Origin of the sequence: Thermofilum sp., from assembly GCF_038871435.1 — an archaeon.
GTDB lineage: Archaea > Thermoproteota > Thermoprotei > Thermofilales > Thermofilaceae > Thermofilum > Thermofilum adornatum.
The window spans coordinates 90,064-112,088 of record NZ_JAVZIC010000004.1 but is presented as its reverse complement, the minus strand read 5'-3'; the positions used below and the strand labels follow the sequence as shown (position 1 = coordinate 112,088).

At 47.2% G+C, this 22,025-nt stretch carries 22 protein-coding genes; 12 read left to right on the top strand and 10 right to left on the bottom strand.

The window, feature by feature from the left end:
• From QXT17_RS06300 to QXT17_RS06280, 5 genes are all read left to right on the top strand, one after another.
• Positions 1-1,464: a hypothetical protein gene (locus QXT17_RS06300; protein WP_020963543.1), complete on the top strand. Its 1,464-nt coding sequence runs from the start codon at positions 1-3 to the stop codon at positions 1,462-1,464.
• A gap of 41 nt (positions 1,465-1,505) precedes the next feature.
• Positions 1,506-2,177 (top strand): hypothetical protein, encoded by a 672-nt coding sequence (locus QXT17_RS06295; protein ID WP_020963542.1) that lies wholly within the window; start codon positions 1,506-1,508, stop codon positions 2,175-2,177.
• Between the two features lie 114 nt (positions 2,178-2,291).
• Entirely contained in the window at positions 2,292-3,590 is a 1,299-nt protein-coding gene (locus tag QXT17_RS06290) for an ATP-binding protein (protein ID WP_020963541.1), read from the top strand.
• A gap of 37 nt (positions 3,591-3,627) precedes the next feature.
• On the top strand, positions 3,628-4,083 hold the full coding sequence (locus QXT17_RS06285) for a hypothetical protein (protein WP_148682201.1): 456 nt from the start codon (positions 3,628-3,630) through the stop codon (positions 4,081-4,083).
• A gap of 179 nt (positions 4,084-4,262) precedes the next feature.
• Positions 4,263-4,595: a hypothetical protein gene (locus tag QXT17_RS06280; RefSeq protein WP_052885592.1), complete on the top strand. Its 333-nt coding sequence runs from the start codon at positions 4,263-4,265 to the stop codon at positions 4,593-4,595.
• Positions 4,596-4,636: 41 nt separating this feature from the next.
• Here QXT17_RS06280 and QXT17_RS06275 read toward each other — a convergent pair whose 3' ends face one another.
• Positions 4,637-5,446 (bottom strand): nicotinamide mononucleotide deamidase-related protein, encoded by an 810-nt coding sequence (locus tag QXT17_RS06275; protein ID WP_342783281.1) that lies wholly within the window; start codon positions 5,444-5,446, stop codon positions 4,637-4,639.
• 72 nt (positions 5,447-5,518) lie between these two features.
• Here QXT17_RS06275 and QXT17_RS06270 point away from each other — a divergent pair, with 72 nt between their 5' ends.
• Positions 5,519-5,995, top strand: a complete 477-nt coding sequence (locus QXT17_RS06270; RefSeq protein WP_020963537.1) for a GNAT family N-acetyltransferase — start codon at positions 5,519-5,521, stop codon at positions 5,993-5,995.
• Between the two features lie 76 nt (positions 5,996-6,071).
• Positions 6,072-6,944 carry a CPBP family intramembrane glutamic endopeptidase gene (locus QXT17_RS06265; RefSeq protein ID WP_020963536.1) on the top strand — a complete coding sequence of 291 codons (873 nt, stop codon included), beginning with the start codon at positions 6,072-6,074 and terminating at the stop codon, positions 6,942-6,944.
• Between the two features lie 42 nt (positions 6,945-6,986).
• Here QXT17_RS06265 and QXT17_RS06260 read toward each other — a convergent pair whose 3' ends face one another.
• From QXT17_RS06260 to QXT17_RS06250, 3 genes are all read right to left on the bottom strand, one after another.
• Positions 6,987-8,225, bottom strand: a complete 1,239-nt coding sequence (locus tag QXT17_RS06260; protein ID WP_148682199.1) for a radical SAM/SPASM domain-containing protein — start codon at positions 8,223-8,225, stop codon at positions 6,987-6,989.
• Positions 8,225-9,157 (bottom strand): prenyltransferase, encoded by a 933-nt coding sequence (locus tag QXT17_RS06255; RefSeq protein ID WP_020963534.1) that lies wholly within the window; start codon positions 9,155-9,157, stop codon positions 8,225-8,227. The genes QXT17_RS06260 and QXT17_RS06255 overlap by 1 nt, the downstream gene beginning before the upstream one ends.
• Before the next feature lie 185 nt (positions 9,158-9,342).
• On the bottom strand, positions 9,343-10,083 hold the full coding sequence (locus QXT17_RS06250; protein ID WP_020963532.1) for a hypothetical protein: 741 nt from the start codon (positions 10,081-10,083) through the stop codon (positions 9,343-9,345).
• Positions 10,084-10,426: 343 nt separating this feature from the next.
• Between QXT17_RS06250 and QXT17_RS06245 the strand changes: the two genes are divergently transcribed.
• Positions 10,427-10,975 carry a flavin reductase family protein gene (locus QXT17_RS06245; protein WP_052885591.1) on the top strand — a complete coding sequence of 183 codons (549 nt, stop codon included), beginning with the start codon at positions 10,427-10,429 and terminating at the stop codon, positions 10,973-10,975.
• Here QXT17_RS06245 and QXT17_RS06240 read toward each other — a convergent pair.
• From QXT17_RS06240 to QXT17_RS06215, 6 genes are read right to left on the bottom strand one after another with little or no spacing between them, the layout of a single operon-like run.
• The gene (locus QXT17_RS06240; protein WP_020963530.1) at positions 10,972-11,265 is read right to left on the bottom strand and encodes a hypothetical protein; all 294 of its coding nucleotides are present in this window, start codon (positions 11,263-11,265) and stop codon (positions 10,972-10,974) included. The two genes, QXT17_RS06245 and QXT17_RS06240, sit on opposite strands and share 4 nt — an antisense overlap.
• 35 nt (positions 11,266-11,300) lie before the next feature.
• Positions 11,301-12,152 (bottom strand): winged helix-turn-helix transcriptional regulator, encoded by an 852-nt coding sequence (locus tag QXT17_RS06235; protein WP_020963529.1) that lies wholly within the window; start codon positions 12,150-12,152, stop codon positions 11,301-11,303.
• 53 nt (positions 12,153-12,205) lie between these two features.
• Positions 12,206-13,051: a uridine phosphorylase gene (udp, locus tag QXT17_RS06230; protein WP_020963528.1), complete on the bottom strand. Its 846-nt coding sequence runs from the start codon at positions 13,049-13,051 to the stop codon at positions 12,206-12,208.
• 43 nt (positions 13,052-13,094) lie between these two features.
• Positions 13,095-14,432, bottom strand: coding sequence for a BMP family protein (locus QXT17_RS06225; RefSeq protein ID WP_020963527.1), 1,338 nt, complete (start codon positions 14,430-14,432; stop codon positions 13,095-13,097).
• A 50-nt stretch (positions 14,433-14,482) separates the two neighbouring features.
• Positions 14,483-15,463 (bottom strand): ABC transporter permease, encoded by a 981-nt coding sequence (locus tag QXT17_RS06220; protein ID WP_342783280.1) that lies wholly within the window; start codon positions 15,461-15,463, stop codon positions 14,483-14,485.
• A gap of 4 nt (positions 15,464-15,467) precedes the next feature.
• Positions 15,468-16,523, bottom strand: a complete 1,056-nt coding sequence (locus tag QXT17_RS06215) for an ABC transporter permease (protein WP_020963524.1) — start codon at positions 16,521-16,523, stop codon at positions 15,468-15,470.
• A gap of 82 nt (positions 16,524-16,605) precedes the next feature.
• On the opposite strand from QXT17_RS06215, the gene QXT17_RS06210 reads away from it, so the two are divergent.
• The 4 genes from QXT17_RS06210 to QXT17_RS06195 all read left to right on the top strand — a co-directional run bounded on the left by QXT17_RS06210 (position 16,606) and on the right by QXT17_RS06195 (position 22,023).
• A complete protein-coding gene (locus QXT17_RS06210; protein WP_052885718.1) occupies positions 16,606-18,168 on the top strand; it encodes an ABC transporter ATP-binding protein in 1,563 nt (520 codons plus the stop codon).
• Positions 18,169-18,228: 60 nt separating this feature from the next.
• The gene (locus QXT17_RS06205; protein ID WP_020963522.1) at positions 18,229-19,443 is read left to right on the top strand and encodes a hypothetical protein; all 1,215 of its coding nucleotides are present in this window, start codon (positions 18,229-18,231) and stop codon (positions 19,441-19,443) included.
• A 57-nt stretch (positions 19,444-19,500) separates the two neighbouring features.
• The gene (locus QXT17_RS06200) at positions 19,501-20,055 is read left to right on the top strand and encodes a thymidine kinase (RefSeq protein ID WP_052885590.1); all 555 of its coding nucleotides are present in this window, start codon (positions 19,501-19,503) and stop codon (positions 20,053-20,055) included.
• A 384-nt stretch (positions 20,056-20,439) separates the two neighbouring features.
• Entirely contained in the window at positions 20,440-22,023 is a 1,584-nt protein-coding gene (locus tag QXT17_RS06195) for a hypothetical protein (protein ID WP_020963520.1), read from the top strand.
• Positions 22,024-22,025: the final 2 nt, after the last annotated feature.

Genomic DNA, 22,025 nt, shown 5'->3' with positions numbered 1-22,025 from the left:
TTGGTAAATCTGAAGTGCTTCGACAGGATCATCGTTGGTCCAGCCGAGGTAAAGGGTAGAAGGACTAGCGTCAAATACACGCTGGAGTTCGACGGGCTCAGGAAAGAGTATGAATTAGTCAACGTTTATCCCGAAGACATCGACCAAAGGGTCCTATCAGCCTTCTTCAATGTTGCCGGCATTGTCCCAGCCATAAACTATACCTTGTTCAGCGACGAGATAAAGCTTGACCTCGAGCTCGACCAGGTAGACTTGAAGTTTTTCGAGGACATGTCACGTGTAACGGCAAGAGACATATTTGTAAATAGGATAGTCAACCGGACTGGGCTCATAAGGGAAGAGTACCTTCCCAATCCAGAAGACGTAACCCCGGAAGACGCAGAGCCGAAGGCACACGTCTCGGCCGAGAAAATAACTAGCAAAGATATTGGCCCCGTCCAGCTCGACGAGAAGAGCTGCGGCGTAATGTCGTCAGGTGGAAAGGAAAGTCTCTTCACGTATGGGTTGCTCCGAGAAATGGGCTGCAATGTTTACTCATTCTTCCTCAACGAGTCTGGGAGACACTGGTGGACAGCCCTAACAGCGTACAGGGAGCTGGCGAGGAGGGACCCAAACACCAGGAAGGTCTGGAGCAACATTGACAGGCTTTTTGCCTTTATCGAGAAAAACATGAAGATAGTTGTCCCATACTACTGGAGGAAAAACAGGGAAATCTACCCCGTAAGGCTCTTCTGGTACGCTAACTATATCCTCTCATTTATACCAATAGCGCTTAAACATGGGGTCGGCAACATAGTTATGGGCAACGAGTTCGACGACCCATCCGGCCTCACATTCGAGTACAAGGGCATAAGGCACTACTATGCAACCTTTGACCAGAGCCTAGACTTCGACAACTACATGACAGGCTACTTCAAGGCCAAGGGGCTCGACATAAAGCAGTGGTCCCCACTGAGGCCACTGACGCCCATAAGCATGCTGAAAATATTCAAAGACAGGTATCCAGACCTAATCCCACTTATAACTAGTTGCCACTCCACACACATAGAGAACGGCGTAGTAAAGCCATGCGGAACCTGTTTCAAGTGCAACGGGGTACAGCTAATGCTCCTAGCAGTCGGAATAGACCCTAGGCTCCTAAGATACGAAGACAAACACATAGAGACCCTGCCGCAGAGAATAGCCAGGGGACTAATAAGGCTAGAGCCATCACTGATACAGCACTCGATATACCTTGCTACACAGAGGGGCGTGTGGAAGCAGGGAAAAGCGGAGCCAGTGTGGCACGTCGAGATGCTACACTTCGACAACATCAATGCTACGCCCACCTTTATACCGCACAAGTGGCTGAGGAGAAAGGTTCTCGACCTATACGAGAAATATACGCTGGGATATGTGAAGCTAGTAGGCGACAAGTGGGTGCCGATGACAAGAGAAGAGATAGAGAGGATAAAGGAAACGTAAAAACTTATATAGGTATTTGTGTATAATTTATACGAAAATACATGTCAGGAGAAGAACTAAAAAACGAACTAGAACAAATGCTGAAAAACATTGAAACAAGGCTAAACGACTTGCTCGCTAGTATAGATAGGCTGGTTGCGGAGGGAAAAACCCAGGAAGCATACAATCTTTGGAAACAGGAATCCACAAGCATGATGAGTGATTTTCAGGCGTCATTCGAAAAGTTCCGCGAGAAAGCCAAGACAAGCGACGAGGCTACACAGCGAGAGCTCGAAAAAATATTCGAGGAGAAATTCAGGGAGATAAAGTCTTCCCTAGAGAAAATCTCGCAGAAGCTTTCGAAGCCCTCACAGTTCGAGTCACAAATATCGCAGTCACTCAGCACGATTTCTAAGAGCCTAGAGAATATTGGCGTGATTATAGGTCAAGCAATAGACTCCGTCACGAAAGGCCTAGAAGAAACATTCAAAACAATTGGCAAGACCCCCAACATTGTCTCGGCGAGAATAAACAGGAAAGACCTCGAAATTATAGACGAGCTCGTCCAGGCGGGCATATTCAGGACTAGAAGCGAGGCTGTAGCATTCTTCGTGTCCAAGGGCATTGAGGCAAGCAAAGACTGGGTGCAAAGGGCACTGGACCAAGCGAGGAAAATCAAGGAGCTCCAGGAATCCCTCAGAAGAGAAGTGGAGAGCCAGTTCAAAGAAGAGTAGGCGTCTCTTCCTAGCGCAACTGGAACAGTTTAGTAAGCTAGAAAGTCTTTTTTTACAGGCACCTTTTGGAAAGATTTTTATAACAGATGCGAATATTCCTACCAGAATATTCACATGGAGCAAATTGTGCTTAGGCGGAGAGAAGCTGAGGAACTTAAGAAGGCGAGGGGCTGGCTACTTGTATATGGTAGGAGAAAGGTTGGTAAAACTTTTCTGCTTAGAAGGGAGCTTTCTTGGAGCATTTATGCAACTGTAACGAGGTCTAGGGAGATTTTTCTTGAAAGCAATGGGGGCATCGAGAAGACAGGTTTAGAGGAGGGGCTTCAGCGTGTCGTAGATGCCCTCAGAAGGGGGGAGTGCGTAGTCATTGATGAGTTCCAGAGGCTTCCTGAAAACTACTGGGACATGCTGGCCCTTGCGCACCCTTTAGGCAGGCTCGTGCTTTCTGGGTCAAGTTTTGGTGTTGTTGAGAAGGTTTTTTCCAGGAGGAGCCCCCTGCTGGGCCTGGTGAATCCTCTCCGGGTCGATGTTGTAAGCTATGCGGATGCAGTTTCTTCTCTTGTGGAAAGGCTTAATCCTGAAAAAGCACTGCTTTGGGCAATAATTGTTAGGGATCCATGGATTGTCCCCTTTGTTGACCTAAGCCTGCCCCCTGCGGTTTTCATTGCTGAAAACGCTGGGAGGCTGGCGCTTGCAAGTATGGGTCTTGTTGGAGAGGTGTTCGTGGAGGAAGAGAGGAGACTCACAACGCTGTATGAAGCAGTGCTGAGGTTGCTCGCAGAGGGTTATTGGAAGCCGGCCGAAATCGCGGGCGTCTTGGCTCCTAAGGGGCTCGTGGAGGGTGGAGCCTCTGCTGTTGTGGGTATACTTGAGCGAATGGTGAAAATGGGATTAGTCAGGAAGTTAAAGGCTTGGAGATCTGGAGGAGCCAAGGTCTACTACAGGCACTCTTCACCACTACTGTCGCTGGTCTACTATTTGGATCAAAAATTTTCGGTGAGTGAGGGCTACCAGGCTACCCCGGAGGCGGCAAACACGGCACTGGGAAGAGAGGCAGAAGCATGTATTGCCGAGCTAATGGCTGAAAGGTACTCCGGTGTAGCAGGGTTTTATGTTTCACCGTTTGGAGACGTAGACGTAATTGTACTTAAGGGTAAAAGGCCCATCGCAGGCTACGAGGTAAAGCTAGGTAGCATTGAGCAAAACGAGGCCAAGAGAGCCCTTGAAAGAATACACTCCCTAGGAATACCCCACGCGGGACTCATCAGCCTGAAAGAAAAACCTCCAGAAATAGAGGGCGCTGAGACGCTTGGTCCCGACGAATTAGTCTCTCTTGCAAAGATGGTCAGCGAGACAAAAATCTCCACACAGAAGGCTCATGAATCAGGTGAACTTTTTTGGGATAACAAATGAAGAGCTCATTGCTACTGGCACGTTAGAGGCGAGATCAATGCTTGAGGAAATTGAGAGTAAAATTGAGAAAGCCCGGAGGATTTTAGAGTCACTTAACTATCACCTGGATGTCTCTGCTCAAGATCTTGTCGACTACATGTCTACTGATACCTACACTGAGGACAAGGTTAACTTTAGAGATGTTCTCGAAAACGAATATCTTCTGATACACGAGCTCGTTGAGATAAATGAATGGAAGAAAAGGGGTTTTAAAATTCACAGGAGGATAATTGTTGATTCTCCCAGAACACTAGTTTACACAACTCACTATATTGCACTCGAAAAGGAAATAGAATACGCACTGCAGAGAGGAGATTACGCTTGGGCAAAGGAGAGGATCAGAAGTCAATTAGAAGACCCATATATGCCGGAAGAATTTAAACCACAAGCCAAGCTAATTCATGAAAAGTTCATTAAAATCCTAGAGAGCAAGGAGAAATCACTCGATCCCTGAACCTCTGTCCTCAGGCTTTGAGGCCTAAGCTCATCTGAGCGTAAAGAAGAGTTTCTCCGTTAGGGGTTTTCCAGGAGCACTTTCCCGTTTTTAGCATCCAAGACGACTCTTGTCTTCCCAAGTTCAACTATTCCCCGTGAGACACGAAAGCTCTCCCCGCAGAAGTAATTAGCGGTTGCTTGGAGAAAGATATCGCAGGAAAAGACCTTCTGAGATGCATCGCCGAGTCCTATATTTCAAAGTATTCTGACCCAAAAATGAGAAACCTCTTGCTACATTCCCTCTCAGCCTCAAGCCACTATGAGCCCCTAGCCGAGTTGCTCAAGAAGACATGCGGGGAACTGTTGCAAAAGGCAACGCTGAAGGTTTTCGGAGAACTTAACACAAAGAACATTGTAAAGATGAGGGTTCTTTTGGGCGATTTAATGTGTTACTCTAAGCCTACGGAGCTTAGCGAAAAAGAATACATAGAAGAAGTCTTATCCATTATATATGAGAGTTCCAATAAGTGAACCACGTTAAACGAGAATCATGGAAAAAGGTTTCTTGGGCATCAGTTTAGAGGAGATATGCTTGCCGATTGTCCAAATGTTTTCCTGATTTCTTCGATGAGGAACTTTTCCACCTTATCGACAATATTGCTTGCCTCTTCCTCGCTGCTGGAAGAAGCATATACGTGTATCTCTACAACTGGCACCCCATCCTCGAGACCGCGCGGGTGGCTCTTTACGTATGCCTTTTCGTCGATTTTAAGTGCTCTTCTAAGTATTGGTGTAAGGTCTGCCTCTGGGACACCCTTTACCCTAATCATTTTTTCCCTATAGAAGTACGGCCTCCCCCTTGACTTGAGGATTGGCTCGACGTGGTCTTTAAATATTGCTTCCATTTCTGCTGGTACCCCTGGAAGAACAATGATCAGGCGTGAATCTGTCTCGACCATTATTCCGGGAGCCGTCCCCACTGGGTTTGGCAGGGGTCTAGCGCCCTTGGGTAGCTTTGCCATTTTTTCGCGTTCAGGGGTGAGGGGGTAGCCCCGCTTAGCGTATTTTTCCTTGAGCATTTCGAGCGCCTCGGGGTTTGTCTCGAGCTCCCTGTTGAGCGCCTTTGCTAGGGCTATGTTTGTAATGTCGTCTGGTGTGGGTCCCAATCCGCCCGTAGATATGACGAGGTTTGCCCTGGAAACCGCCCTATGGAACTCCTCTACAATGTCGTCCATGTTGTCTGGCAGGACGATTATTCTCTCTACACAGTAGCCTAGGAGTGTTAGCCTCTGGGCGAGCCACGACGCGTTCGTATTGGTGACTTTTCCAATTAAGAGCTCGTTTCCAATGGAGAGTATGTATGCCTTAGCCTTGCAGTCCATGTGGAGAATAGTATTTTAGGGGGCGATAAACTTATTGTAGCAGGATGCCCAATTTTGTAGAGGGTCGGAGAAGTGGCTTTAACTGGTCTTCAGGTAAGGTTTGCCGAGAAGGGCGACCTAAAACAGGCAAAAGAAATACTCAGAAAGTCTTTTACTGGCTCCTATAGGTATTGGAGCGAGCTCCTCCTCGGCAGGCTAGACACTCTCGTTGCCATTATGGATGGGCGAGTCGTAGGTGTGGCCGAAATATACACAAAGGAGACTAAAACCCACGGGAAGATAAGCGTAATAAGCTTTATAGCCGTAGACCCCGGCTACAGGGGCAGGGGCATAGGTAAAAACCTTGTAGCCGAGGCAGAAAAGATATTCAGGGAACATGGCTGTAGATATTCTGCGGCCAGCACTAGGCGAGACAATTTGGCCTCGATAGGTATGTTCACGAAAATGGGCTATTCACTGTATAGGCGGGGAGAAAAAGAATTCGAGGAGCTTGAGGGGCCGCTCTATGCTTACGAGGACGATATAATCCTTGTTAAGAAGCTAGGATAGAATTGGCCTATTGAAATTCCCAAAAACACTATAAATGGCCCGCAAAAAATTAAATCGTAAAGCCCCTAAGGAATATATGGCTTACAGGGACGTTGTCGCGTTCCTCGCTATCTCGTTTGGGCTCGCATTCCTGGCCGACGTACTCGTATTCACGATTTCGCAAAATGTGCCATCTCCCCTTGTTCTGTCACAGGTAGCTCTTTTGTGGGGCCTCTTCAGGATGTATACCCCCACTGTCGGTGCGGCTGTAGCCTTACGGATGTCTGGGAAGAGTATATCCGGAGAATTTAAAAGCTATCTTAACGTGAGGGATAAAGCTGTCTACTGGTATTTTCTGGCACCCCTAATAGTTTACATTGCACTAGGAATCTACTTTCTCATAGGCCTAGCCTTCAACGTCATCGACCTAGAAAAGCCTGTAAGGATAATAGCAGAGCAGGGAAAAATATCCATAGAAGCCGCCCGAGTACTCCTGCTTGTACAGCTTGTCTCCGCTTACCTAGTAGCCCTAACCATCAATGCTCTCTACGCTTTGGGCGAAGAGATAGGGTGGCGAGGCTACCTCTATAAGCGGCTAGGCTCTGCTCCAAGCCTTGGAAACAGTTTCATCGTAGGAACCGTCTGGGGACTGTGGCATGCAACAGCTATAGGGCTTCTAGGACACAACTATCCAAACTTGAAGTGGCTCGGTGTTCCAATTTTCGTGGTGTTATGCATACCTCTAACATTTATAATGCTAATCTTAGTATCCAGGACTGGGAGCATACTTCCCTCAGTCTCTCTGCATGGAGCTCTAAACGCGCTTTGGGCATTAACAATATTGACGAATAATTTAGAGGATGCTACTGGAGAACTTCTGGGTGGGAATGGCCTATTGGGAATACTCTCTTTAGTACTTGTGGCCACAATTGCGAAGATTTTTCTGGGAACAAGGGGCAACGTAAATTAGCTAAGACTTTCTTTCCGAAAAAATAGACATGAGATACTATGGCTATTGTATCGTCTTGATGTCTGGGGTTCTTATCAGCTTTAATTGTGTCTCGTGACTTGCGAGTGGACACATTGGATCCGAGGCAAATAGGTCTCCTGTTAATGCAAGGGTTCTAGCTCTGCAGCCCCCACACACGTCCCTATACTTACAAGTGGCACATGGACCCTTAAGATTACTTCTGTCTCTAAGAGCCCTGAATACTGGGCTGTTTCTCCATATTTCGAGTGCTGACTGTTCCCGCAGGTTTCCAGCTTTTATGGGGACGAATGCACATGGCCAGACGTCGCCGTTGGGCTTTATGTAGAACATTCCACTGCCCGCGCTACATCCCTTAAAGAATGGGGAATAGATTTTGAACAGTGGAGAATCTTTAAGGAGATAGGCGAAGTATTCGGGCAGACCTACTGGCACGATTACAGGCTTTACTTCTCGCTGTATTTTCTTTACTCTCTCCATAACCTGCAGAAATTCTTCACGGGTTAATAGCAAGTTCTTTAATTCTTCTCCCCTTCCAAACGGCAACAGCTGGTAGAGAAACACGACATAGGCCCCAAGCCTGTCAGAAAGCCGCATCAAGTCCTCTAATTGGTCGAGGTTCAGCTTGGAGAGCGTGACATTTATGTGGATATATAGACCTTCGCTGGCCGCGTTCTTTATTCCCTCTATGGCGCGTTGAAAAGCCCCAGGCACGCCTCGGTACTCGTCGTGTTGCTCCGGCTTTACAAAGTCTATGCTAGCAGCTATACCCTCAACTCCCAGTTCCCGCAATTTCTTTGAAACGCTCTTTGTGATTAGAATCGCATTTGTAGCTAATACAACACTGAAGCCGAGACTCTTAGCGTAAGAGATAAGCTCGTAAATGTCTGGCCTGACAAGTGGTTCTCCACCTGTAAAGACAAGTACGCGGAACTCAGGAACCTCGGCAAGCTTCCTTATTACTTCTTTAGCTCCCTCAGTGTCTAGCTCGTCTGGGTATGGTTTACCCCCTCTGGCGTGGCAGTGCTTACACCTAAGATTACAGGCGGCAGTAACCTCGTACACTGGATGTATAGGCATCCCGAAACAGCCAAAGCCAATAGCCCCTGCGGCAGTGCGCAACAGTAGTCCGGCCTCTGGAAGCCACCTGTCCAATCCAGGCCAGCCCGTCAACTCCTTGAAAGCAAGTAGACTGCCTACTTGTCTCAAGACCAACGTAGGAGGAATATAGAAAGGTAAAACATGGGGAGCGCGTTCTGGCACTAAATCCACCTGGCTACAATGAATCCAAGTGATAGGAGAAAAGTCGTGAGAACAAAAACCAAAATAGTGTTTTTCATGGACGGGACGAGGCCTCGAGGATTATCAATATTCTTCACTGCATTCCTAGTAGCTTGTATCGCTATGGGAAGCGTAACCAAGGAGAACAGTGTATATAGAGGAAACATTCTAAGAACGACACCGGCAATAACGGTAGCATATGCCAAAATGAAAAACCATGGATATACGAGGACAGCCTTCTTCTTTCCCAGCCTAACGATCATGTTTCTTTTACCCACAGTTTTGTCGGCTTCATAGTCTGGAAACTCGTTGATCCAAATGACCGCGGTGATCAGGAAGCCTGGTACCAGAGATGCGAGAAGTGCCACTGTGTCTAAGCGGCCTGTCTGGACAAGGAAGCTGCCAAGCGTAATGAATGGGCCATAGCTAAGCCCTATCATTGCTTCGCCTATTCCTCGATACGCAAAAGCAAAGGGAGGAGCCGTGTAGCCTAGAGCAGCTATCATTCCCAAGATTGTTAAAACTAGAACCAGTGGTCCGCGGAGCCAGGTTAGGTACAGGCCTATTGCGACCGTGACCAGAGATGCGAAGAGCCCAGCGTCAAAAACTTTTTCGGGATTCAGCAGGCCTGAGGGGAGAACCCTGCTACCAGAGTTGAAAGGAGTGACATGTTCATCTTTGACAACAAGATCCACTCCGCTTTTAAAGTCAAAGTATTCATTGAAAGTATAGCTTCCAATCATTGCAGTAACTATGCCGAAGAGTGTCAGCAAAAATAGGTCGGGACTCAATAGGCCCTCAACATAGTATGCAACTGAAAAACCGAGAATCACAGGTGGTATGCCGGCTGCAAAGAACTTGACCCGTATAACGTTCATCCATGCAAGTATTTTTTCCAAGCTGTTATCCTTCATTGTGAATCCGCTTTTCTTTTTTCATGAATGCTATAAATTTTATCTAAAGCTACCCTTAGCAATTTTTAGCACTACAAAGTTATCAACAATGTGTGTCCTATGTCAGCGAGCTTTTCGTGGAGATTCCTTATCCTATGGATGGTCTGTTTGGAAGGAAACATGAAAGAAAGAAGAGGTTCTGAACATTAAATGCTTACAACAAGTTGCCCACCGCGGAGGCTTGCAACGACATAGAACTTCTTTATGCCGGTCTTAGCCGTGAACTCTGTCCACTTGTCTGTGTAGGCCAATACAACTAGGCCCCCCACGGGAATAGCTTTTGCCTGCTCAGCTATGCTATATAGGGCCGACAAAGACTCAAAGTTTTTAGCTGTGCCCTTAACGAAGAGTACCCTTGAGTCCCTCTTTATAGCCTCCTTAGGGACATGTAGGTAGACATACTCCTCTCTCTCAGAGGAGTTGTAGGGAGCGGAGTAAAACTTGCCCCAGCTTGTCCACGCATGCTCAGTAGCTACACAAGCGTCTGCCGAGAGCCACTCTGCCAAAACAACTGCGAGGGCACTATTCTTTTCCCCAGCCGTCATGACTAGATTGACCTCGTCGTCCTTAAAATGCTTCCATGCAAGATAGCCCACAAGGTTCAATATCCTCGGGTTAAAGAGGAGGCGCCACTCCTCAGCTACCCCTGTCTCCCTGGAAAGGGCCTGCTTCAGGGCCTTCTCGATGAGCCTGTTTTCACGGATAGCGTCAAGTATCTTTTTCGCTGTCTGCCTCTCGGGAAACTGGGAAAAAGTAGTGTACCTCCAGAGAAGCTGGCTGGGCATGTCCAGGATCTCCTCGAGCTCTTTGAAGGTATAGACCTCCTTCAGGCTGTTCAAGAGCTTTGCAACTATATACGAGCTCTCCTCGGTCTCGCCTATACTCATACACTACAATCTTGTTTTGTCTCACCTGGGTATTAAGTTTAATGTCATAAATGTTCCAAGCACTATTTAGCCTCAATCTTGCCCTGAAACTCAGGAAGTCCATACCTGTCTAATAAATTAAACTAAAAATGAGCGAAAGAATTGATGAAAGGTGAAGTCTTTGTTGAACTACGATGAGCGTCCGATCCTCGTTTTCTGGGGAACATAGAAAGCATGCCTCTTGAAGTGCAAGCACCGCAGGGCATTGGCTAATTCATATAGCGTGCTCGATCTCTTAAAATATATAAAAATTTTCTAGGGAAATATTGATAAGGATCCAAAAAGACCTATTTAGTGAAAAGCCATGATGGAAGTTGAAAACTTTTACCTCTTGCTTCACCCTAGGCCGGCATACCTCATTGGAAGCGGAAAGGTAGGCGAGAAAGTCAACTTTATGGCCGCTAGCTGGGTCTCGCCTGTGAGCGAAGAGCCTCCACTGGTGGGGGTAGCCATTGACGTCAATAGCTATACAAGGGAGCTTATCGACACGTATGGGGAATTCACTGTGAACGTTCTGCCTTTACAGTCGCTCGAGAAGCTCTACTATGCGGGGACTGTCTCTGGTAGAAGCGTGGACAAGACAAAGGTTATCAGCTACAGGAAGGGAGAAAAAGTCGATGCCCCCGTTGCAGAGGAAACTATCGGTGTGGTTGAGTGCCGTGTATACACCAGCATAAAGACGGAAGACGTTGTTTTCTACCTTGGCAAGGTTCTCTCTGCCAAGGCTGACGAGCGCTTTTTCGGGAAGAGGAGTGGATGGGATCTGAAAAAGACTAATTTGCCGCTACACAATTGGGGCGCAGGCTTCTATGAGGTTGGCCGGCTACATATAATTCGGAAAGGTGGCCCCTAGCTCTGGGGCTTTACTCCGAGGTTTATGACTTCTATTTCTATAACTGGAACGCTCTTTTCCTCTTTTAATTCGCCTACCTCAGTAGAATATATCTTTATCTTGCCGTAGCCAATCTTGTCCCCTGTTAGGCGCCTAACGCTCTCGGTTACATATACTGCTTTCGAGATGTTTCTCCCGTGGGCCTTAACGATTACTCTCTGTGCGCCCTTTCCAAGCATGTTTATGAGCTCAAGAGTATAGGATCCCTCATGCTTTTCCCCAACAACTATCTCGTGTACAAATTGGCTCATTATGTTAATATTGCTTTGGCATAATAAATATTTTCTTATTTCCTCAACAGAACAACGAGTAGACCTCCAGGAGTCTTCTCTGTTTTGACAAAGCCCATTGATTCAAGCCTTTTTATCCTCCTGAGGGCAGTTGTAGACGGCAATCCAAGGGCTTCACGTATCTCCTTTAGATAGGCCTTCCCGCCCATGGACTTCAAGTAGTCGATGATTGCCTGGTCCTCTTCAACTAGTGTCTCGGGGGCCTTTTTGTTTCTCCCAGTAAGCAAAAAGCCCAAAATAATTACGGCCAGCGCTAGGGCTAGTACAAGGATCCAGAGAGTATAGTCTTCTTTTGGAGGAACATTTGTAGGTGTCGTCGCTTGTGATGGTGCAGGTGGCTTTCCTTCGCCCGGTAGCCCGGTCTCAGCCAGCTCGAGCTGTAGACTTGTTGAGAGGTTTCCGAAGCCGAGGTACACATAGCCCGGCTTGTAGGAGATCTCGTCTGGGGTTGGATATATGCCTAGAACGGTATATGTCTGGCTAATGTAGATGTTAAGCTTCTGGTTTATGGGTTGCAAGGTAAGAGAAATGGTAGAAACATTTCCTAGGTCACACGTGAAAGTTACGTTTACGTTGGTATTGGGGTCCCCATATATTTGTAGAGTTGAACCGCTAAGCGTGTATGTTGGGACACCTTTCTCTGGGTAAACGGCAACTGTTGGGACACTACAGGGGAGATTTACCTCTGCCACTCCCTCGCTGGAGAGAGGCAAGAAAATGAAGCCCCTTAGGACCCCACCCTCCTCTATGTAAAGTGTTTCTACGGGCTGTCCAGAAACCAATACTAGTCCTATAGCTAGATAGATCAGTAAAGCTCCCCACATGAGGCGGATAGTTTTTCCACTCATTGTTTCCTTATATTTAGCCCTAAAAAATAAAGTTTTTTTATTGCCGAGAGTGCCTAGACGAGTCCCGGATACATGTATTTTTTGCCCCGAGCTTTTTTGATCTGGTCCCACTCGTGCAGAATCTTTACAGCCTCGTTTGCAACCCTAATTGCCATCTCCACGCCTGCGTTCTCTACAAGCTCGTTTTTTATCCTATTTGCGACGGCCGCTAGGACTGCTCCAGCCCTAGCCCCATATATGTTCGAGAGGGTAAACAGGGTTGAAGCCTCCATCTCGAAGCTCAGCACCCCGGCTTTCTGCAGGTCAGGGATGAGGTCACGCATCCAGCTCTGCTCGTACTGCCTGTATCCTGGACGCGCCTGGCCCGTGTAAAAGGAGTCGGTCGACGCGACTATGCCAACGTGGTACCTGGCTCCGAGGGACTCTGCGGCATGGATGAGGGCGGAGACAACCTCGAAGTGCGCGAATGCCGGGTACTCGACCCTCACGTACTGCTTGCTTGTGCCGTCGAGCCTCACGGCGCCAGTAGCAATGATTATGTCTCCCACCTCGATGTCTGGCTGTATCGCGCCAGTCGTCCCGACCCTTATAAATGTCGAGGCCCCAACCCTTAGTAGCTCCTCTACAGCGATTGCGGTAGCGGGCCCGCCGATGCCTGTTGATGTGCATGAGACGGGGACGCCCTTATATCTGCCTGTATATGTGACGTATTCGCGGTGGCGGGCTACTTCCCTTTGTTCATCCCAGAAGCTAGCTATCCACGGCACTCTTTCAGGGTCTCCTGGCAAAAGAACAAACTCTGCAACGTCTCCGGGCTTGCACCTGATATGGTACTGGAGCCCCTCCTCGGTGGATGCCTTTGATGCTGAGAATCTCTTCACGGTGCCTTTGCTTGACATGGAAATTTCATAAATTAAGAAAATTTAAAAATAAAAATATTTTTTATCCGAGCTGTTCTCTCCAAGCCTTTACATCTGACTCTGTCTGTGGGAGTGGTACCTGTACTTTGCCTTCACGTATCTGTGCCTCTAGCTCGCTTACCGCCTGCCATACCCACTGTGGTACAGAGTCCCTCATTGCCTTTACCTTGGCCCTGATCTGTTCTGGATCCATGGGTAAGACTTTCTTGCCTACATATTGTTCAGCCGCCTGTCCCATTTTTATGAATTCATCTAGGTCGTTGAGTGTACTGACGGATATACCCTCCATTGATTCGCCGTCCACTTTTGTTCCGATTCCTAGGAGAAGAATCCCGTTGTTTTTCACAGCTATGTCCTTGAATTTGCCCTTCTGTACTAGGTAGGCAGCGTAATATACTCCTTTGTCGACCCTCTTCATCATGCTTGCAATCACGAAGCCTGGGTTGATCCAGTCTTGGTCAGCGTCTACCCCTATCCAGAATGGTGGACCCATGTTGAGGCCTCTGGCCTTGGCTATTTCGTCTAGTGCCTGGTTTATGCCGAGCCCAAGTGGGCCTGCGACGTTGTATACAGCGACGGCTTTTTTGGCATACATTGCTTTTGCGGCTTCGTAGCCCTTGGTGATGTCGCTAAAGGTTCCCGTGTAGGTCCAGAGGACTCTCTCTTTAACAGGTTGGGCCAATATGTTGTCTGGGTTCTTGATTTTTGACGCATACTGGTCTGGGAACTTCTGCTTGTACCATTCTATGGCCCAGTTGCATCCCCACTTGTAGCCTATCTCGAACTTCCAGAGAACTGGTATCTCAATTCCTAGAACCATTCCTACGTGTGGATAGTCATAGTTGATGGCTAGGAGGCATGCAAGTGCACCTACGAGCGCGCTTCCCTTGTGCTCCTCAAACTTTATGTCGATGAGGTTTGGCAAGGGGTACTTGTCAGGATACTTCTGTTTAACTACGTCTTGGGCATATGTATCGATGCCTGCAAAATACTTGTCGGGATACTTTACTGCTACCTGGGCTAGGGCCTCGCTAAGCAGGAAGCCTACGCCCACAATTAGCTTAGTGTTCGGGTCCTTTGCGGCTGTCTCAAGGTTAGGTATGTAGTCAGCCTCTGTCTTGCTAATTAGCTCCATAACGTCCCATCCAAAGTCGCGGGCAGCCTCTTCTGCGCCTTTGAAGCCCATGTCGTTGAAGCTTAGGTCTCCCCTGCCACCGATGTCTGAGACTACAGCTATTTTAGGCTTAGCAGTGACTCCGGCAGGTCTCTGGGTCAATATATAAGCAGCGAGGCCGGCGACGACAATGATGGCGAGAATAATTATTGCATAAATTGTCTTTATGCCGTTTCTTTTCTTCATACAGAAATAATAAGGTTTAATAAACTTTATAAGACTTACGCTGAAGTTTTTTACTCTTTCTTATAGGGTACCCCAAGCGCCCTCGGGAATCTCCGCTTCCCTATCATCACTGCAACAACGACAAGTGTAACAATGTAGGGTATCATGAATACAAAGTAATATGGAATGGTCTCCTTTATCCCCGGCGTGACAGCAAAAGTATAGGCTACTGCCTCTGAGAACCCGAAGAGAAATGCGAAGCCTGTGGCTAGAATTGGGTCTAAACCGCTTGCCACGACACACGCCAAGGCAATGAAGCCTCTTCCAGCCGAGATCTCCTTGACAACTCCCTTGAACCATACAAGAGACATGAAGGCGCCTCCCAGACCGGCAAGGAGACTGCCAATTGTGGCTGTCAGTATCCTGACCTTGTATACGTCTATTCCCGCAGCATCGATTGCCTCAGGGCTCTCGCCTGCGGCCCTTATCCAGAGGCCTAGGGCTGTTTTCTGCAACAGCCAGTTGAATACGAATGTGAGAAGCAAGGCCAGGATAGTTAGCTCGCTAAACACAAAGTAAAAGTTCCCTAGAGGTACATTCCACAGCTGTACGAGTACCTCTTTTGGAGGTACACGTATGCCGGGCATGTGCCATACTGCCATTAGGAAGTAGGGGACGAAACCATACGCGAAAATGTTGATTCCCATGCTTGCTACCACTTGGTCGGCTCTTCCATATGTACTTAATACTCCATGTATAAATCCAATAAGTGCACCAGCCAAGGCGCCGAAAAGCAACCCTATGTAGCCGTTTCCAGCCAGCTCGGCTCCGTATACTCCAAGCGTAGCGCCGATTAGGAGTATACCGTCTAGCCCTATGTTTGTTACGCCTGCTTTTTCGTTGATGACCTCGCCTATGGCTGCCAGTGCCAGTGGAGTCATTGCTAGGAGCGCTGTGTCAATTATTTTCAAGGAGCTTATCCCGGCGTACTCAAGTAAAAAGAGGAATGCAACGAAGACAACAATTGTTATGATAAGGCTTTTCTTTATCATAGCGTCACCCCTTGAGGATTCTGGAAAGCCTCTTTGATAGCTCGGGTATAGACAAAGCTATTACAATCAGCCCTATAATTGCCCTGCTAAGCTCCGAGGAAACACCAGAGTATGGTTCCATCAGTCTGCTCCCATTCCATAGGCCACCAATAAATATTCCTGACAAAATGATTGCTAGTGGATGGTTCCTGCCAATTAGAGCTACCCCCATACCGTCAAAGCCGACATTCATTATGTTTCCAAGGGTTCCGTAGAGAGCCCACACAGGCGGCCTCCCAGTGATTACAAGTCCACCTGCCAAGCCGCTGAGGGCTCCAGAGAGTAGGAAAGATGTTATCACGATATTTTTGTAGTTTACACCGGAATATTTAGCTGCGTCAATATTTGAGCCAGTGATTCTTATCTCAAAGCCGATCCTCGTCAACGTTAAGAGGAGGTGTATCAAGACAGCTGAAAAGATAGATACCAGGATTGCGGTGGTTAGGACGGCTGACCCGGGAACAACGCTGAACCTCGCGTTTTCTACTACTGGTAGAGACATCTCTGGGCGGGATGGGTTTACGAGTGGGCCCCTTACAAGAAACATTACGAAGTTGTATGCTATCCAGTTAAACATTATTGTGGAGATTACTTCGTGGACTCCTCTATAAGCCTTGAGCAGTGCAGGCGGCAGTGCCCAGGCAAGTCCAAGAAGCATAGATCCGGCCAGTGCCAATATTAGGGAGAAGGGTGACAGGATTGGGAGAAGCCTTGGAACGAGTCCGCCGAATATGATTGCTCCTATTGCTCCCATGTATGCTTGCCCCTCGACGCCGACGTTGAACATTCCTCCCTTAAAACAGAGCCCAAATGCGATGCCGGTAAGCATGAGTGGTGTAGCATATCCAAGTGTGTCTAGAATGCTTTCTAGGCTTCCGAAGCCGCCATAAAAGAGCCAGTAAAACGCCTTGATAGGGTCGTAGCCGTAGGACAGTATGAGTATCGAGGATGCCAATAGCCCGGCGAGGAGTGCTATTAATGTCTCGGCCACACCACGAACATCAAGGTTGAACTTCTGCATATTGTACGCCCTATTATTTCTCTCTGTAATTAAAAAGATTTCTACAGAAAGAATAAATATTCGGGAAACAATGCTACTAGCAATGAAGGAGCCCTATGTTGTGATGAAGGACATACACAAGACATACCCTGATGGAACAGTTGCACTCAGAGGTGTCGACTTAGAGATTTACCCCGGAGAAATATTGGGACTTCTCGGTGAAAACGGTGCCGGCAAGTCCACACTAATGAAGATACTGTCGGGCTTCATTAAGCCCACTAAGGGAGAAATCTATGTAGAAGGAAAACGTGTAAAGTTCTCCTCTTCGAGAGACGCCCTGGCCAGAGGCATAGCGATGGTTCACCAGGTATTTACACTTGTCCCAAACATGACTGCACTAGAAAACATAATCCTAGGAACCGGAAAAGGTTCCGAAGGCGTTCTCCAGGCGTTAACACCTCTAGATTTTGACTTTGGCAGGCGACAAATAGAGGAGCTCACGAGTAAGCTAGGCCTAAAGATACCCCTAGACACTCCTGTGGAAAGCTTGTCGCTTGGAGAAAGACAAAGAATAGAAATCATAAAGGCGTTAAGCAGGGGTACAAAGGTTCTCATACTCGACGAGCCCACAACTTTCCTGACGCCGATGGAGGTCTCAGAGCTATTCAATTTTGTCAAGAGGTTTAAGGAACAAGGCGGTTCCGTCGTATTCATAACCCACAAGATAAAAGAGGCTCTCGAGATAACCGATAGAATAGTTGTGCTAAGGAAAGGAGCCGTTGCTGGACAACTTAAAACAGGAGATGCTACTCCGGAAAAACTCGCCGAGCTAATGGTAGGGAAAGAAGTAGACCTAGAAGCGTTGACACATCTTGAGCGCATGACCATTACAGGAGAGACCATTCTCAAAGTCGAAGAGTTATGGGTAAACAACGACATGGGAGTTCCAGCGGTTAAAGGGGTCTCTTTCGAGGTAAGGGCTGGCGAAGTCTTTGGCATTGCTGGGGTAGAGGGAAACGGGCAAAACGAGTTGATCGAGGCTGTTACAGGCTTGAGGAAGATTGAAAAGGGCAAAGTATACCTAAATGGCAGAGAGGTAACAAACAGGTCCGTTATAGAGATGTACAAGAGTGGGCTCTCCCATATCCCGGGAGACAGGGAGAGATACGGGTTGATACTTGACTTCACGGTCATGGAGAATAGTATTATTGGCCGTCAGTGGGAGCCCTCTTTCCTAAAGGGGTCCCGCATAGACTGGGAGAAGGTAAGAAAGTATACCGAACACCTAGTAGCCAGGTTTAATGTCGTTGCTCCAAGAATTATTGCTCCAGCAAAGAGTCTAAGCGGCGGAAACAGGCAAAAGCTCCTCGTGGGGCGTGAGCTCAGCAGAGAGTCGTCCCTTATAGTGGCTGTCCACCCAACGAAGGGCCTGGATATAGCCTCCACTCTATATGTGAGGGAGCTCTTACTGGAAGCAAGAAATGCTGGCAAAGCAGTTTTACTTGTGTCAGCAGACTTGGAGGAAATACTCCAGTTGTCAGACAGAATAGCCGTGATGTACGAAGGCAAACTTGTAGCACAAGGAAAAACCAGTGACTTTACACTTGAGGAAATCGGAATGCTAATGGGAGGAGTTGCTCTCCAGAAGGCACCGAAGACAACCTAATTTTTGAAAATTCCCACGTGACAAATAAAGTTTTATAGGTTTGAGCCCTATATTTTCCACATGTCGCCCTGCATAAGCATCGCGGCTTCTAGCCTTGGCGTTGAACAAGGCAACAGGCTAGAGTCACAATATTTGGCTCCAGTGTTGCGAAAGTTAGATGGAGCCTTATACGAGGGTGTACTGACGTCAGGAGAAAACGCAAGGGAATGTCTGACAAGAGTTGTCCTCGTAGCTACGGGGGGAACAGAGGACACAATAATCTCGTTGGCCAAGAAGACAAAGCTCCTTTACCTGCTATACATCGAGGAGTACAACAGCCTGCCAGCAGTCATAGAGGCTGTTGGATACCTGAAAAACAATGGTAAAGATGTCTCTGTCGCAAAGCTGGAAGGCACCCAGCAGATCCAGGAATTATTGGAGAAACTTGGACGCATAGAAAAGACATATGAAAAGATAAGGGTTGCAAGGCTTGGACTGATAGGTGGCATTAGCCCATGGCTTGTCTACAGCAAGGTTGAGCCAGAAACACTACACAAGAGATTAGGGGCGGGACTCGTTGAGGTCCCCCTAGAGGAACTAGTCAAAACCTACAACTCTGTCTCTGAAGTAGAAGTGCCCAGGGAAATAATAGAAAATGCACTTGAAGTAAAGATACCAGTGTCCGAGATACAGAAAGCCTACAGGTTGTACCTAGCCATCAAGCAAGTTATAGCTGAAAAAAGCCTCGACGGCTTGACCATTAAATGCTTCGACATTATAAAGGAACTGGACACCACCGCTTGCCTCGCTCTTTCACTTCTAAATACCATGGGCTTTCCAGTAGCCTGCGAGGGAGACGTTCCTCTCCTCGTCTCTATGGTTCTAGGCGAATGGTCAACTGGTCAGCCAGTCTTCATGGCTAACCCCGCAATTATAAGTGGAGACAGTGTCCTCTTCGCCCACTGCACGGCCCCCCTCATCTCGTCCTACTCTCTAATGACCCACTTCGAGAGTGGCAGGGGTGTCGGAATAATGGTAAAATTTCCCGTAGGCGAAAAAGTCACAGTATACAGGGTTAATCCTAACCTAGAAACTCTCCGAATATTTACAGGCACAATTCTAGAGTCTCCATGGAGTAACAGGCACTGCAGGACACAAGTAAAGGTCAAACTTTCACAGCCTAGAGTAATATTGGATAGGAGCTTTGGAAACCACTACGCACTGGTTTTAGGCGACCACACTGAGGAACTATCCGGCGTAGCAAGACTCCTGGGTCTAAACCTGGAAACTTATTGAGGTTTTCCCTAATTTTTAAAGGATTTGCATAAATTTTGTTGGATCATACTAGTTGTGATGCTGGTAGTAATAACTGGTCCCATGTTTTCGGGAAAAACTACAGAGCTTATAAGGCGAATCGAGAGACAAATGATAGCTGGCAGAAGAGTCGTAATATACAAGCCAACAATAGACACGAGGTATCACCCATCAAGCGTCATATCACATAATGGTCTAAAGATCAACGCATTGGTGGTTCCTCCCGACGAGGAAGGAGTAAAAAGAATAGCCAGCGAAACCATAAACTATGACGTTATAGGGATAGATGAGGCACAATTCTTCCCATCCATACTGGCAGAGGAACTCAACAAGCTAGCCATAGAAAAAATGATAGTTGTCTCAGCTCTAAACCTAGACTTCAAGGGAGAACCCTTCGAAACAACAATGAAGTTGCTCGCCTACGCAGACAAAGTTGTAAGCTTGACAGCAATATGCAAAGTCTGCGGAAAACCCGCCACTAGGACCCAGAGGCTCATAAACGGCAAGCCTGCACCAAGAGACAGCCCAAGAGTCCTCGTAGGCGGCTCAGAAACATACGAGGCAAGATGCAGAAAACACCATATAGTCCCCTAGATGGTCCCCTCTAAGTTTACAAACATCAGAAGCGCTCTAGAAACTTTTTTTATGTGTTCTAGAATGGACTCCAAAGACTGTGTTTTTAGATGCTCGATTTTTCCGCTTATATGTTTATGGTGGGGTACGTATATATTTCTGGATGGTGTGGTCTGTTATCTTAAAAGTAAACGTTTAACTTAGATTTTATGAACATCACAATATTATGATGATAGGAGAACATTCATTATTTAACCTGAGATACTTATTGTACAAGATACTAGGCATGTATAAATACATTTTAAACGGAAACCCCCATTAATAGTAAAAATAAAATAAAACATTTAGCAGAATTTTTAAATAACTGTTTTGCGAAGAAATACTCGCTGAAAGCTTGGTGAAAATTTGGATAAAAGAACTGTGTCCATAATTCTAGGAGTACTGGCAGTTTTCCTAATCGCCCTATACTTTATACCGATACCGGGAGGACCGTCTGGCGAACCAAAGCTAGAATACAAAATCTTAACCTCGAGACACATTATAAGCGCTGCGTATAAGGTATATGGTAGGCCTGAGCTAGGCCTCTGGGTTGCAAAGGTTATTCTTACAAATAACGGGACATCACCCATATATGACTTGAAAATATCCTATTCCATTGACAAATATTCTGACTGGGTTGAGGGCGGAAAATACCCTGTCCTGTTGCCGGGAAGCACTGTTGTAAACCTCTACTACCCAATTGTTTCCAGCGAGGTCGCCAAGCTGACGACATCTACCCCTTCAAAGGTCAACATCAAGATTACCTATGTCGATGCTAGGGGAGCCCAAAAGGAGATAACTGAGAGTAAATCAATAGAGATTCTCGGGGCACATGACTTTATATTTACAAGTCTCTCTCCAGAGGAAAACACCGGGACGTTCTACGACATATTCAGCAACTATCCCCTAATAGCCGCATTTGTAACACCCACTGACCCCGTTGTTAGGGAATACGCAGACATGGGCAACAAGCTGGCTGGAGGCGCAGGTGCAACACTTTCAGATGAGGAAGCCTTAAAAAGCTTGTCAGGAATGTGGGAGCTCTCTGTCTACAATGGAATATCATATAAGACAGAGCCACAGGCATTTTGGACAGGACAGGTTTCACAGTATGTAAAGTATCCAAGGGATGTGATTAGGGACAGGGCGGGGACGTGTCTAGACACGGCAATCTTCTTTGCCTCGCTGGCTATCGCTCAGGGTCTCGACGCATATGTAGTCCTGATGCCAGGTCATGCCTTCACGGTTGTAGTGCTACCACAAAGTAGACAAATAATACCGATAGAGACAACAACACTAAATCAGAAGGTTTCATTCGAGGAGGCTGTACAGGTAGGGGTAAAAGTGTTAAAAGAAGCTATAAATGGTCCACATTATGTAGTAGATATTAAAGGTTTTCAGGCTTTAGGTATAACTCCTCCCGAGCTCGAAACCCTGCCGCCAGACACACTCGCGAAGTGGGGGATAAAGCTACCCTCTGGCATGTCTGAGAGTCCATCACAAGGCTCGTCTTCAGGCTCGCCGGGCCAGCCTAGCACAGGTGGGTCTCTACAATATACAAACCCCTCGCCAAGGTGGAGCATGTCATATCCGAAGAGTTGGACTGTTTCCCAGCATGGATCATACGAGGTCGACTTTGTCTATCAAGACCAAGCCCTGATCGTTGTCTTGTGGGTTCAAGGCGTCAAAAGACAGGAGTTGAGAAGTTATTTTGAGAACGCTATGAGCCAGCAGGGTGACTTGAAAGTCTTAAAGGAACAAAAGGTGTCAGTATCAGGTGTCCAGGCTGACGCAGTTGCATATCAGTATAGTTTCAGTGGTCAAAACTTTATCATAGTTGCAAGGTACTTCGAGTATCAGGGTTACGGCTTTATCATATTTTACCAAGTCTTCGACCAGAACATGATAAATACATGTGAATCTATCATTCAAACGTTTAGGCTGGGGTGATA